This is a genomic window from Streptomyces sp. NPDC057702 (genome assembly GCF_042799315.1).
GTDB lineage: Bacteria > Actinomycetota > Actinomycetes > Streptomycetales > Streptomycetaceae > Streptomyces.
In genome coordinates, this window is record NZ_JBHVJC010000021.1 from 18,416 (window position 1) to 32,660 (window position 14,245).

Below are 14,245 nucleotides of genomic sequence, written 5' to 3' on the forward strand. Positions count from 1 at the left end.
CCATGGCCTCTCTGGAGCAGTAGGTGGTTGAAGGGGCGACCACCGCATTGTGTCATCAGAAGGGACAAGAAAGCACAAGCCCTCGTCACGATCGCAAACAAGGCGGTCAACTGCGGCCAGTGCGCCCCGGGGTGCGGACACCGCCGGCGGCACCGCGAGCCTCCCGACGCCGCCGTACCCGTGCCGTCCCGCACCCCCGCGCGCCCAGCCCACCCGCACCCCATCCGCGCCCTCACGCGCCCCGGCCTCGGCCTTCGCGTCGCCTCCGCCCCGCCCCGCGACCGCCCCCGCCGCACCGGCGCGCCGTCGCGCTCACCCCACCGTCCCCGCGCGCCTCCGCGAGCACCGGTGGGTCACGCGTCGGGGACATCGGCCTGGCCACTGTCCGCGCGCCCCCTGCCCCGTTCGACGACGCCCCGCCAGGAGCGGGAGCGCCGAGCATCCCGCCCCACGGTGCCCCCACCCCCGCACCCGCCCCGCGCGCTCTCGCGCGACATTCCGCGCCCCGGCTGGCCGCTCGGCCGCCCGGTCGGGCCTCGTGCCGGTCAGTCGTCGCGGAGCGCGCCGGCCAGCGCCGCCGCCGGGTCGGTGGCCGCGGGGCCCGCCGAATGCCACTGGTCGCCCTCCCGCCGGAACGGCCACCAGCGGCCGTCCCGGCCGTAGCGGAGCTGGGCGTGGCCCGCGCGCAGCGTCCACCAGTTGCCCTCGGCCACCAGCTCGGGCCGCCCCGCCTCCTCCTCCCAGGCCCGGTCGAGCTGCGCGCCGGCGCGCGCCAGCGCCTCGGGGTCCGGGGTCCACCGCTCGTCGAGCACGTCCAGCGCCGCGCGCCCGCCGTGTTCCCAGGCCCGTACGGCGCGTGCGAGATCGGCGGGTTCCCGGCCGCAGCCCGCGGCGAGCCGGGCCGCGATGCGCGGCCCCGGCCCGGCCGCGGCCAGCCGCACCGCGTCCTGCCACACCGACAGCTCCGCGCGCGCGGGCGTGTCCGCGTGGCCCGGCGCGCACGCCTGCGCCAGCAAGTGGTGGGCGCGCGCCGCCGCGTCGGCGGCCAGGAACTCCAGCGCCTCGGCGTCGGGAGCGGGTGGCCCGGCCGCCCCCGTGGCGCCGGCTGGCTCGTCCCCGCGCAGGCGCGGCGGCCGACCCGGCTCCGCCACCGGCGGCGGAGCGGCCGGCAGCGGAGCCACGGCCAGGGCCTCCGCGAACGCCGCGCGCGCCGTGACCGTACGCGGGGTCGGCGCGGCGCTCGCGCGCTGCGGAGCGTGGGCGGCGGCGCGTACCGTCGAGCGCGCCTGGAGGTCGTCGAGCACCGCGCGCTCGCCCCGCCCGCGCATCAGCAGCAGGACGAACGGGTCCTGGTCGAGCAGCCGGGCGAGTTGGTAGCACAGCGCCGTCGTGTGCGGGCAGTGGTCCCACGCCTCACAGCCGCACTCGGGCTCCAGGTCGCCGATGCCGGGCAGCAGCTCCACGCCGGCCGCCGCGGCGTCCTCCACCAGGTGCGGCGGCATGTCGCGGTCGAGCAGCGCCGCGATGTGTCCGGCCTGGTCGGCGACCATGTCGAGGAACCGGTCCCACTCGCCGTCCGTCAGCTCCCGCAGCAGGACATCCGAGCGGTACGGCGTGCCGTCCTGACCCCGCACCACGGCGGTGATGCGCCCGGGGCGCACGCTGACCGCGCCGACGGCGCCCAGCCGGGCCTGTTGGCGACCCTTCTTGAGCTGCTGGTTGTCCAGAGCCGTGTCCTCGAGGGCCTTGAGCCACGCCTGGCCCCACCACGTCCGGGCGAAGCCGCGCCCCTGCGTGGGCGGCAGCGCCGCGAAGGTGCGCTCGACGCCGGCCGAGCCCGCGCGAGAGGGCGCCTCCCGCGCTGCTTCCGGGGCGTCCTCGTACGCGTCCGTCGGGTTCCCGCCCTGGCCGCTCGGGTCGATGGGGGACATCAGTTGGCCTCCCTGGCACTCGTCGGGCGTAGCGCCACCAGCTCCGTCAACTCCGCGTCGGACAGCTCGGTCAGCGCCACCTCACCGGAGCCGAGCACGGCGTCGGCCAGTTCCCGCTTGCGCTCCAACATGGCGGCGATGCGGTCCTCCACGGTGCCCTCGGCGATGATGCGGTGCACCTGCACCGGCTGGGTCTGGCCGATGCGGTACGCCCGGTCGGTGGCCTGCGCCTCGACCGCCGGGTTCCACCACCGGTCGTAGTGCACGACGTGCTCAGCCCGGGTGAGGTTCAGACCAGTTCCGGCGGCCTTGAGGGACAGCAGGAAGACCGGCACCCGCCCGTCCTGGAAGTCCCGCACCATCTCCTCGCGGCGGGCCACCGGCGTGCCGCCGTGCAGCAGCTGGGTGGGCACGCCCCGCGCGGCCAGATGCCGTTCCAACAGCCGCGCCATCACGACGTACTGGGTGAAGACCAGCACGCTGGCGCCCTCGGCGAGCACGGTGTCCAGCAGTTCGTCGAGCAGCTCCAGCTTGCCCGAGCGGCCCGCGATCACCGGCGCGTCCTCGCGCAGGTACTGCGCCGGGTGGTTGCAGACCTGTTTGAGCGCGGTCAGCAGTTTGATCACCAGGCCACGACGGGCGAAGGCGTCCGCGCCCGCGATCTCGGCCAGCGTCTCGCGCACCACCGCCTCGTACAGGCCGGCCTGCTCCTTGGTCAGCGCCACGGCCCGGTCGGTCTCGGTCTTGGGCGGCAGCTCCGGAGCGATGCCCGGGTCGGACTTGCGGCGGCGCAGCAGGAAGGGGCGGACGAGCCGGCCCAGGCGCTCGGCCGCCGTGGTGTCCCCGCCCTCCACGGCCTGCCCGTAGCGGGTACGGAAGCGCGCCAGCGGCCCCAGCAGGCCGGGCGTGGTCCAGTCGAGGATGGCCCACAGCTCGGAGAGGTTGTTCTCCACCGGTGTGCCGGTCAGCGCCACCCGTGCCTTGGCGCCGATGGTGCGCAGCTCCCGCGCGGTGGCCGCGTACGGGTTCTTGACGTGCTGTGCCTCGTCGGCGACCACCATGCCCCAGCCCACCTCGGCCAGTCGCGCGGCGTCCCGGCGCATCGTGCCGTACGTGGTCAGCACGAACGTGCCGTCCACCACCGTGTCCAGGTCCCGCGCGGAGCCGTGAAAGCGGCGCACCGGGGTGCCCGGCGCGAACGTGTTGATCTCCCGCTCCCAGTTGCCGAGCAGCGAGGTGGGGCAGACCACGAGCGTGGGGCCGGCCGCCTCGGGCGCCGTCTGCCGGTGCAGGTGCAGGGCGATCAGGGTGATGGTCTTGCCCAGGCCCATGTCGTCGGCGAGACAACCGCCGAGCCCGAGCGAGGTCATCTGGTGCAGCCAGGCCAGTCCGCGCGACTGGTAGTCGCGCAGCGTCGCGGCGAGTGCCGCGGGCTGCGGCACCGGCTCGGCCCCCGCCCCGTCGGCCCCCGGGCCCACCAGGCGGTCGCGGAGCGCGGCGAGCCAGCCCGTCGCCTCCACCTCCACCTCGGCCCCGGCGACCTCGGTGTGCCCGGTGAGCGCGGCGCTCAGCGCGGCGACCGGGGTGACCGTGTGGTCGCGCCGTTCGCGGGCGCGGCGCGCGAGCGCCGGATCGATGAGCACCCACTGGTCGCGCAGCCGCACCACCGGCCGGTTGGCCTCGGCGATACGGTCCAGCTCGGCGCGGGTCAGCTCCAGGTCGCCGACGGCGAACCGCCAGCTGAAGTCCAGGAGCGCCGAGGCGGACAGGAAGGTCGGTAGCCCGGAACCGTCCTGCGTGGCGTCGTCGGGTGGCCCGACCACGGCGCGTGCGGTCAGCTCCCGCGCCAGCTCCCTGGGCCAGTGCACGCGTACGCCCTCGGCCTCCAGCGCCCCCGAGGCCCGCCCGAGCAGCTCGCTCACCTCCTCGTCGGCCAGGTCGATCGCGTCCGGCACGGCGGCCGACAGCAACGGTGCCAGCGGGGCCCAGGCGAGGGCCGCCCGGCGCAGCGTGAGCAGCGCGTCCATGCGGGCTCGCGGGCCCAGCGCGGCGACCAGGTGCGCGTCCCCACCCCACACCTCGGCGGCGTCGGCCACCAACGTGGGGTCGGTGGCGCTGTGGAGCTGGAGCACGGCACGAAAGCGCGCTCCAGGCCCGTCGTCGTCGGCGTCCGTCTCGTCGGCGAGCTCGTGCGCCGTCAGCCCCAGCACCTCGACGCGCAGCGACAGCCGTACGCCGGCGTCGTGGCCGGCGGCGATGCTCGCGGCCCACTCGCGCTGTTCGGGCAGGTGCACGGGCTGCCGTGCGGCGAAGGCCGGCCCACCCGTGGCGAGCGCGGCGGCGGGGGAGCGCGGCAGGCCGTCGGCGACCGCGTCCAGGAAGGAGCGCAGCAGGTGCTCGGGCTCGGCCAGCAGCCAGTCACCCACCTCCCCGGGTGCCTCGGGGGCGTCGTCGGAGTGGGGGAGCGGCGCGGCGTGCGCGGCCGGCGGCATGGCTGCGGCCAGCTCACGCACGCGCAGCAGGTCCGCCTCGTCGAGCGGGCCGACCCGCCAGGCGTCGTGGTCGCCGGCGCTCAGCCCGGGCAACAGCCGCCCACGGGCGGCCAGTTGCAGGGCGAGCACCGAGGCCGAGCCCCAGAACGCCGCCGCCGTGTCCGTGCGCGCGGCCCTGGCCCGGGTGAGCGCCGGCAGCGCGTCGCGTACGGGGAGCACGGTGGCCGACACGGTCAGCGCCGCGACGCCCGAGCCCTCCGCGACGACGACGGTCACCTCCTCGGTGGAGCCGGCGTCGGCTTCCGGGGCAGGGCCGGTGTCGGGGGCGAGCGGTGCGACGGTGGGGTCCCACGGTTGCCAGAAGGCGACCCGACCGGTGCGCGCCGGGTCGCCGGGCAGGAAGACGGCCGAGCAACGGCCGAGTTGGGCGAGCTGGGAGGGGGGCAGGGAGCGAGCGGGGGCAGATGGGATCACAGGCTGCTGCATTCCTCAAATTTGACTAGTGAACGCCGGTGGCGGCCGAGAATAGCCGACCCGACGCGTCGACGGGCCGCTACGCGTCGTGAGGAATGCCACCCTCCCCTCCACCCGGTCGCGGTCGACACCGACCGTGCGGCATGCCCACGTGAACCGGTCGCCCGGCCCCCGGCACTCCCACGCGAGGACCCCGCGCGCCACGAGGGTGGTGCTAACCCCCCTTGTGAGTACGGGGCGTGGCACCCGCACGGCCCGGGGGACCTCTCCATGGCACCGCCTGGCCCGCGACGCCTACGTTCTCAAAGGTCAGGCCCCGTGCGGCGAGCGTCGTACGGGGATCGCCTCGGTTCACCGGAGTCGCCATGTCCCAGGCCACCGTCGCAGCGCCCCCCGCACCCCCCGACGGGCCGCGCGCGCCCGCCACGGGCAGCGACTTCGCACCCCTGCTGCGCGAGGTGCGCGCGGCCGGCCTGCTGGAGCGCCGCACCGGCTGGTACGTGCGGGGCATCGCGCTCAACCTGGCGGCGCTGGCCGCCGTCGTGACCGCGATCGTGCTGGTCGGCGACTCGTGGTGGACGGTGGCGCTCGCCCTGCCGGCAGCCGTCTTCTGGGCCCGCACCTCCTTCGTCGGCCACGACGCCGGGCACTCCCAGATCACCTCGAACCGTCGCGTCAGCGCGGCAGTCGGCCTCGTCCACGGCAACCTCCTCCTCGGCATGAGCCGGGCCTGGTGGAACGACAAGCACAACCGGCACCACGCCAACCCCAACCACATCGACAAGGACCCCGACGTCGCCGTCGGCGCCCTCGTCTGGACCCGCCACCAGGCCGCGCTGCGTCAGGGTTTCACCCGCTGGCTCACCCGCCACCAGGCCGGCCTCTTCTTCCCGATGCTGCTCCTCGAAGGTCTCAACCTGAAGGTCTCGGGCCTGCGCGACCTGCGCCGACAGAGCCCACGCGAGCGCGCCGTGGAGGCGTCCCTGCTGGCCGCGCACTACCTGGCCTACGTCGGATTCCTGCTGGCCGTCCTCTCGCCGGGCAAGGCCGCCGTCTTCGCGCTCACCCACCACGCGCTCTTCGGCCTCTACCTGGGCATGGCCTTCGCCCCCGGCCACAAGGGCATGGAGATGCCCGACCCGCGACACGACCCCTGGGGTCACCTGAGGCGCCAGGTCGTCACCTCGCGCAACATCCGCGGCGGCCGGGCCACCGACTGGCTGCTGGGCGGCCTGAACTACCAGATCGAACACCACCTCTTCCCCAGCATGGCCCGCCCCCACCTGCGGCGCGCCCAGCCCCTGGTGCGCGCCCACTGCGCCCGGCTGGGCCTGCCGTACACCGAGACCGGACTCGTCGCCTCCTACGCCTGGGCGCTGCGCCACATGCACGACGTCGGCGCCCCACTGCGCTAGCGACAGAGGGAACCCATCGTGTCGCATTACCGTTGAAGAGGGAGAAAGCGGTACAAGCGTCGAGGAGGCGGAAAACGATGTCGAACCGTGCGAAGGTCGCCGTCGGTGGAGTGGTGGCGGGCGTGCTGCTGCTGTGGCTGCTGCCGAACTGGCTCGCGCTGCTGATCATGATCGGCGTGCCGGCCGGCGCCTACCTCCTCCTCGACCCCTCCCAGCGCAGCCGGCTGCGCCGTGCCTCGCGCAAGCAACTGGGACGCTGACCCGCACCGAGACCGCCCGACCCGGTCGGTGGGCCAGGAGGGTGCGTGCCGGCCGGTGGCAGAATGCCGGGGTGAGATACCGGCGTACCGAGAGGAGCGTCCCGGCATGGGCGCGACGGCCCTAGCGGTGTGCTGCGACGACCAGCACGCGTTCAGCAAGCCCCTCCGCGAGCGGATCACCCTGCTGGCCGGGCTCGGCGTGGCGGGCGACGCCCATCGGGGAGTCACCGTCCAACACCGCTCCCGCGTCGCCCAGGACCCCACCCAGCCCAATCTGCGCCAGGTGCACCTGATCCCGTGCGAACTCCTCACCGAACTGGAGACGGCCGGCTTCTCCGTGCGGCCGGGTGACCTCGGCGAGAACATCACCACCAGCGGCGTGGACCTGATCAGCCTCCCGACGGGCACCCTGCTCCACCTCGGTGCGACGGCCGTCGTCGAGGTCACCGGGCTGCGCAACCCGTGTCGACAGATCGACGGTTTCGCCAACGGGCTGCTCAGGCATGTGGTCGGCCGTGACGCCGACGGACACATCGTCCGCAAGGCCGGCGTCATGAGCATCGTGCGCGAGGGCGGCACGGTCTGCCCGGGCGACGCCATCCGGGTGGAACTGCCGAGCGGCCCGCACCACCCACTGGAGCGCGTGTAACGACCGGCGGTGGGCAGTCCTTCGGGGCGCCGGCCCCGACGCTCCGGTCACACCGGGCGTACGGCCAGCGCGTCCAGGGCGCTCAGCAGGCCCGGCAACTCGCGTCCGCGGCCCACCGGCAACACCTCGCCCGGCTCCTCGTCCAACAGCACGAACGCGATGTCGTCGGTCCTGGCCACCAGACTCCACCCCGGCCCGTCGGCGCGCAGCGTGCGCGCCGCCCCCGACGCGTACGCCGAGCGCACCCGCCCCGGCGGCGGGGGAGTGCGCACATAGCCGTGGGCCTCGCGCAACACCCGGCGCACCCCCGCGTGCCCCGGTGTGAGCGCACCGGACGCGGCTGCCGGGCCGGCGGTGGCGGCCCCGCTGTCCACGGGCGCGGTCGGGCCGGACGCCTCGCGCGCCGTGTCCCCGCCCGCATCGGGCTGCGCGAAGGTGACGTCGTCGCCGATCTGCTCGCGCCACACCGCCCACCGCGACGCGATCTCGTCCGCCCCCAGTCGCCGCTGCGCCGGCCCCCATCGGGTGCAGTCGGGCGGGCTGAGCGGCGGCCGGACCACCCCGTCGGGACCGGGCTCCGGCGCGGGATCGTGCGGCGCCGGCACTCCCGGCGCGGCGACCGCCACCGCGAGCGGCCAGCCCGGCAGCGCGGCCACGACGGTGCGCTCACCGGGCGACAGGTCGTAGTCCATGCCGCAGTCCCAGGCCGCGAGCGCGCAGGCGACCAGTGAGACGTCGTCGGTGACCACGGTCCAGCGCGCGCCCGCCCCGTCCTGACCCAGCACCAGGCCGTAGCCGTCGGGCCGGGGCGCGAGCCCCAGCACCGCGCACACCTGCGGATAGTCGTCCCCCAACACACCGGGGAACCGCGCGGGGGTCAGCAACACCGCGGTCAACACGTACAGCGCCTCGTCGTTCGACCCGCCCGCCGTGTCCACCGTGGCCTCCCCTGGTGCCCGTCCTCGACCGGCGCACCTTAACCAGCGGGTAACCGCTGAGTCGATACCCGCGACACGATCCCGTACGCCCCGGCCCCCCGGGCGCGACTCGCCTGTCCGACACTCCGCCCGTCGCCCCTGAGGAGTCCACCGCACCACCCGTCCGATGCCCGCCTCGCGAGCGGCCTGGCGCGGTCGGTATCGGGCGCGGCGCTCCGCGCGGTGTGACGGTCAGGGGGACAGCGCTCTTTCCGGTGCGGGATGCCACGCCCCGCCACACCGGTCACCGGAAATATCGCGCACACCGTCGGCGGGCGTGTTGTCTGATTTCCCCTCAGCCCCGTCTGCGGCGCCACGAAATCAGCCCCCGGCACGGCTCGCGGGGTCAGTTCCGATCGCCCTCGCGTCGCGACCGTACGCCGCCGCCGCATTCCCTCCGGCGCCTTTACAGTGGAAGTCCGGGCACCGCGCCGTGGCACCACCGAAGGGAAGCCGGCGACATGCGGCGATACGACTGGCTACGCGAGATCCAGCGCCTCGACCCGGAGCGGGACTTCCTCCGCATCTACCGCATCACCGCGACCCACGAGTTCCCCTGGGACCTCAGCCGAGCCCTTGAGCTGGCCCTCTTCCGCACCTACGCGGTCCCGAGCGTCGGCCGGCTGCTCGCGCGGACCGGCGAGCTCACCGAGCGCGCGCAAAAGCGCTATGACGACACGGCACTTCTCCTGGACGCGGTGCTCGAACACGGCTTCGCCGACGCCCGCGGCCGTACCGCGATCCGGCGCATGAACCAGATGCACGGCTCGTACGACATCAGCAACGACGACATGCGCTATGTACTGAGCACCTTTGTCGTCGTCCCCAAACGCTGGCTGGACGAATTCGGGTGGCGACCCCTGTGCGAAGCGGAAAGAGAAGCCTCGGCGTATTACTTCGGCACTCTCGGCCGGCACATGGGCATCAGAGAAATCCCCGCCACATACGCGGAGTTCGAGCACTGTCTCGACATGTACGAGGCGGCTCACTTCGGCTGGGACGAGGGAGGCAGGAGCGTGGCCGACGCGACACGCGCGCTGATGGCCTCCTGGTATCCGCGCCCGCTCGCCCCCCTCGCGCGGACGGCCAGCCTGGCTCTGCTCGACGCGCCCCTGCGACGCGCCTTCCGCTATCCGGAGCCCACTCCCGTGGCCACCGCTCTCGTGCGCGGGGCGCTGCGGTTGCGCGGCCGGGCGGTGCGCCTGCTGCCCCCGCGCCGCACGCCGCACTACGCGCGGCAGAACTCCCAGATCAGGGGCTACCCCGAGGGCCACCCGCTGGCCGACCTCGGCACCTTCCCACTTGGCCGTGGCGCTCGTGACCCTCGCCCCACCCTCACTCCCGGCTGCCCGGTCGTCCACGCGACGCCCCCGCCCGACGCGGCCCCGGCGGCCGGGGCGGAGCCGTCGTAGCACCGCTCGCCCCGCGCCTCGCCCTCATGGCCGACCTCGCGGCGGCCGGCCGGCCGGCCGGCCGGCCGGTCCGGGCCGGTCCGGTCGTACCGGTGCCGCCGCCGAGGCCAGGCCCCGAGGGGTCGTCCACGGCGACGGCACCGGTGTGCCGAGCCCCCTTCCCGTCGTACCTCCCTCTGCCGGCTCCGCTACGTCGTCGCCGGCGCGCCGCGCGTGAACGTCTTGGCGCGCATGAGGAAGTCGCCGAGGTAGCCGTCGTGCGGCAGTCCCGGCACCAGCACATGGGTCGGGTGATCGCCGACGTGCAGATTGCGGATGGTCGGCTCGTGGAGCAGACGATCGATCAGTTCCTGATCGGAAGTGAGCGCGGTGAGCACGATCGTGTCGCGCAGCGGGGCCACGTCGTCCGCTCGGCTCCACGGTGCGACCCACACACAGGGGAACGGCAGCTCCAGCCGTGTCTGCGGCGCGTCGGCCCGGGACAGTTCGAGGACCGCCGGACGCAGCACCGCCGAGCCGTCACCGAGTTCGGCGACGATCGTGTCGCCGCCGAGCCAGGCGGTGGCGCCGGCGCTCTCGGAGTACAGGTACTTCTCCAGGCTCCGCGCGGCATCCACCTGCCGCACCGGCAGCACCGCCCCCTCGTCCTCCGGCGCCAGTGAGGGCAGGCCGGCCAGCCGTTCGGCGATGGCCTGGGCCACGGGTGCCGGGTCCCCTTCGACGAAGACCGCCGTGGCGTTCACGCACGCGGCGCCGGCCTGCGCGCTGACCGAGTCGACGATCGTGTCCAGGTGGCGCGTGACATCGCTCTCCGCGGTGATCAGTATCTTGGCCCGCCCCGGCCCGTGCGGCAGCACCCGCGTGCTTGCCCGGTAGGTGTCCACCACGGTGTCGCCGCCGTAGACCATGGCCAGATCCGCACCCTCGATCAGATCGTCGGCGACGCCGTGGTCAGAGGGCAGCAGGATGACCTGATCCGTGCCGAACCCCGACGCGTGCAGGGCCGAGACCAGCCGGTGTGCGCTGAGCGGCTCGCGCCGGGAGGGGCGCACCGCGACGCGGTACCCCAGGGCCAACGCCTCCGCCCACTGTTCGTGAATTCCGGGGTGGTTGCCGGCCGTCAGCACGGCGAGCACGTCACCACGCCGGATCCACACCGCGTCGCCGGCGCCGTCGGAGGTGGCCCGGCTGCCACGCGGCCGGGCCTGGCCCGCGAATCCGTACGCGCCGGCCAGCCCCGCCGCGACGGCGCCGGTGGCCTCCCGCACGACGGAGATCGGCAGCCCGCTGACCCGAGCGACGGCGTGCTCGTACCGCGCGACGCTCATGCCGTTGACGGTGGCGCCGGCGAACAGCCGGCCCGCCTCGGCCAACGCCGCCGTCCGCTCGTCCACGGGCAGTGTCCGCGCCCGCCGCAACGCCGTCAGACCGCGCCGCGCGTACAGCCGTGGCACCATGCTCAGCTCGGCGAGCGGTGTGCCGGCGACGTCGTGGACGATTTCCCTCGCCTGTGACCGATAGGGTCCACGGGGTCCGAGCGCGTCCAGGCTGACCGGTGTCGGGGAATCGGGCATCGTCAGTACACCCCCTCGACAACCGCGGTGCCACCGAACGACGGGACCGGCTTGATATCGGCGACGGCATCGCCACCGAATCCCTCGGCGGCCGGAAGACGGATCGCGGTGTCCCGTTCGAGGTTGTTCGGAATCAGCATGCTGCGGCTGATGTGGTTCATGACCACCTGACCACGTTCGCCATAGGGCACCACCTCTCCGGTACGCGGGTCCACCACGCGCATGCTGATGAACGGGTACGGCGGATCGAAGGTGGACGGGTGGTCGGGAGCGAGCCCCTTTCGCTCGTACATTCCGCCGCCGACCATGGTGCTCCCGTAGAAGCCGAGCAACTGGGCATCGGGGAACACCTCGTCCCGGAAGAGGGTGCGGGTGTCGACGCTCATCGAGGCGCCGCCCCATATCAGGGTGCGGACCTTGCGGTTGATGAGCTCGGCCATTTGCTCGTGCCCGGCCAACGCCTCCAGCAACGGTGGTGTGGTGAAGATGACGCCCACGTCCTGACTGTGCAAAAGCCACTCCGCCTGGTCGAGAACGTGCGCGAGATATCTCCTGGTCTCCTCGGTCCGCCCCTCCGTCACGCACTTCTTGGCCCACCGCGGATCGAGGTCCACGGCAAAGGGCGTGCCACCGCGAAGATGCGCTACCGACCGGGTGATGGGCCCGAATATGTGCGGACCGCTCGGGCCGATCGTCAGCCAGTTCACCCCACGGGGAACACCACGGTCGTCCAGAACCTGGTTGTGCCATGAGCACAGCCGTTCGTGGTGGTCGGGAAGCCACGCGACGCGCTTGGGTGAACCGGTCGTGCCGCCGCTCTCGTAGATATCCAACGGAATGCGCTGGTCGCCGTACCCGCGCGGAACCAGGTCCTCCACGCGGACGTCACGCAACTCGTCGACGATGTTCGGGAAGAGCGCCAGATCCGCCTCGGTACGAATGTCCTCGCGCGGGTCGAAGTCCAGGCTTTTCGCCCGCTCCAGCCAGAACCGGGAACCGGTCTTCGGATGGAAATGCCACTCCATGGCGGCACCCAGCAGATCTGTTATGGACGGGGGCCGGTCCCATGCCGCGTCGAGCGCCGCCGGCTCCGGCGTCGACACGCTCACCCGACTCCTGCCCGCGTTCGCGCGCTCGGTGAGCACCTCGGTCACCGCCGTCGCCACCCGGTCCGCCTCGGCGTGGCTCATCACCAGCGGCGGGCTGAGCAGCACGGTGTTCGGGTTGTTACGGATGATGATCCCGTGGCGCTCGCGCACCAGCGGCGGCACCCACTCGGCCGACAGCGGTTCCCCGGTGGCCGGGTCCCGCGTCAGCTCGATGCCGATCATGAGCCCGACCTGTCGCACCTGCCCGACGATGGGCAGCTCCTCCAGTCGGCGCAGCTGGTCCCCGAGGTGGTCGCCGACGTCGACGGCCGCCGCGAGCAGGTTCTCCCGCTCCAGGATGTCGAGATTCTCCAGAGCCACCGCACAGCCGGTCGCGTGACCGCCGTAGGTGTACCCCCCAACGAATCCCTCCTCGCGGGCGACGACATCGGCCACGCGATCGGCCACCAGCAACGCACCCATCGGGAAGTATCCCGAGGTCAGCCCCTTGGCGGTGACGATGAAGTCGGGCGTGACCCCCATTCGGTCCGAGACGAACCAGTGCCCCGTCCGACCGAAAGCGGTAATGACCTCGTCGAGAATGAGGAGAATTCCGTGGGACGCCAACAGTTCACGGACCCGCGGCCAGTAGTCGCTGGGTGGTTCCACTACGCCGGCCACCCCGAGAATCGGTTCACCGATCATGACCGCGATCCGCTCGGGGCCGATCTCCTCGATCGTCTCCCGCAGTTCGCGGAGGCAGAACTCGGTGGGGTCCTCGCCGCCGTACAGTTCCGGATGGAACGGCATGGGCGGCGTCAGGTGACGCACGTTCGGCATCATCGGGCCAAAACCCTGATGGAACATGGGAAATCCGGTCGCCGCCGCGCCGCCGTAGGTGACGCCGTGGTAGCCGAAGTTACGGGCCAGAACCCAGGTGCGTTCCGTGTCACCGCGCCGGTGGTGGTAGAGGCGGGCCATGCGGAGCGCGGCGTCGACCGCCTCCGCGCCGCCACTGGTGAAATACACCCGCTCCATCGCGGAGGGCGCCAGCCCGATGAGCCGGTCGGCCAGCCTGATCGATGGTTCGTTGGTGAACTCGTGGAAGCTGCTGTAGTACTCCAGCTTCGACATCTGCCCGGCGGCGGCCTCGACGAGTTCGCGTCGGCCGTGCCCGACGTGTCCGAGCATGAGCCCGCCCGTGGCATCCAGGTACTCGCGGCCGTGCGCGTCCCGTAACCGACAGCCGGCGCCCTCCACCATCACGACACGGTCAAGGGAGTCACCTGGCAGATGTGGGTGGATCAACCGGGTCTGGTCTCTCTTCACCAGAGTGTCCGCGTCCATCGGTGGCGGCGTCATCGGATTCAGGGACGTCATCGCATCCTCACATCAACAATGGGAGTGGAAAGTTCCATTCCTGGCGTTTTTCGTGGAGATGCCCAGTGTGCAGCAGGAGAGAGGGGAAAGCGCTGGCTTCGCGTCAACTCGACCAGAGTGTGGACAGAGATGGTGACGTCGCCGTGCATTCGCCGTGGAACCCGTGCGCGGCGATACGGATCGCCCATCTTATCGACAGACCCCATTCCGCTTCCGTGATCGCGAATACATGGAAGGAATCATTAGTTCCGTAAAGGAGACCGGCGGGGGCGACTGGCCTCCGTATCCGTGCGTCGAAGCGATGCGTCGATTTGCGGGTGGGTTTCATTGAGGCGTGTCCGCTCGCTGTTCATCAATTCCCGCATATCGGAAATGCCGTCCGCCCGTCCGTGGTGATCCCGCCGCCATGGCGATGGCCAGCCTTACGGTCAACCTTAGGGTGAGGCTTTGGCGCGTCCGCGGTCGCGCCCGGTCGTGCCGTACCCCTCGACGCGCCCGGGTCACGCGTCGGGTGCGGGCATACGGGCACCGGCGCCCGGCAGTCGCACACCCCCGCCCTCGCTGATCGCTCACCCAACGTGACCTCGCCGGGG

Annotated in this window: 9 protein-coding genes; 4 read left to right on the plus strand and 5 right to left on the minus strand. The window is 72.9% G+C overall.

The genetic code is table 11. From position 1 onward, the window contains the following. Positions 1-545 precede the first annotated feature (545 nt). Complete coding sequence (locus ACFVFR_RS17610; RefSeq protein ID WP_383702450.1) at positions 546-1,931, minus strand: SWF or SNF family helicase; 1,386 nt, start codon at positions 1,929-1,931, stop codon at positions 546-548. Further along, a complete protein-coding gene (locus ACFVFR_RS17615; protein WP_383702453.1) occupies positions 1,931-4,909 on the minus strand; it encodes a DEAD/DEAH box helicase in 2,979 nt (992 codons plus the stop codon). Before ACFVFR_RS17615 ends, ACFVFR_RS17610 begins: the two co-directional genes overlap by 1 nt. A gap of 353 nt (positions 4,910-5,262) precedes the next feature. Here ACFVFR_RS17615 and ACFVFR_RS17620 point away from each other — a divergent pair, with 353 nt between their 5' ends. From ACFVFR_RS17620 to ACFVFR_RS17630, 3 genes are all read left to right on the plus strand, one after another. Next, positions 5,263-6,312: a fatty acid desaturase family protein gene (locus ACFVFR_RS17620; RefSeq protein ID WP_383702455.1), complete on the plus strand. Its 1,050-nt coding sequence runs from the start codon at positions 5,263-5,265 to the stop codon at positions 6,310-6,312. Positions 6,313-6,389: 77 nt separating this feature from the next. Next, complete coding sequence (locus ACFVFR_RS17625; protein WP_383702457.1) at positions 6,390-6,572, plus strand: hypothetical protein; 183 nt, start codon at positions 6,390-6,392, stop codon at positions 6,570-6,572. A gap of 106 nt (positions 6,573-6,678) precedes the next feature. Further along, positions 6,679-7,221, plus strand: a complete 543-nt coding sequence (locus ACFVFR_RS17630; protein ID WP_383702459.1) for an MOSC domain-containing protein — start codon at positions 6,679-6,681, stop codon at positions 7,219-7,221. Between the two features lie 47 nt (positions 7,222-7,268). Here the strand turns inward: ACFVFR_RS17630 and ACFVFR_RS17635 are convergent, their stop codons facing one another. After that, positions 7,269-8,159: a hypothetical protein gene (locus ACFVFR_RS17635; RefSeq protein WP_383702461.1), complete on the minus strand. Its 891-nt coding sequence runs from the start codon at positions 8,157-8,159 to the stop codon at positions 7,269-7,271. A 500-nt stretch (positions 8,160-8,659) separates the two neighbouring features. On the opposite strand from ACFVFR_RS17635, the gene ACFVFR_RS17640 reads away from it, so the two are divergent. Beyond that, positions 8,660-9,610, plus strand: a complete 951-nt coding sequence (locus tag ACFVFR_RS17640; RefSeq protein WP_383702463.1) for an oxygenase MpaB family protein — start codon at positions 8,660-8,662, stop codon at positions 9,608-9,610. Positions 9,611-9,798: 188 nt separating this feature from the next. Here ACFVFR_RS17640 and ACFVFR_RS17645 read toward each other — a convergent pair whose 3' ends face one another. Continuing rightward, positions 9,799-11,184 (minus strand): aldehyde dehydrogenase family protein, encoded by a 1,386-nt coding sequence (locus ACFVFR_RS17645; RefSeq protein WP_383702465.1) that lies wholly within the window; start codon positions 11,182-11,184, stop codon positions 9,799-9,801. 2 nt (positions 11,185-11,186) lie between these two features. Beyond that, complete coding sequence (locus ACFVFR_RS17650) at positions 11,187-13,652, minus strand: aminotransferase class III-fold pyridoxal phosphate-dependent enzyme (RefSeq protein ID WP_383702467.1); 2,466 nt, start codon at positions 13,650-13,652, stop codon at positions 11,187-11,189. Between the last annotated feature and the right edge of the window lie 593 nt (positions 13,653-14,245).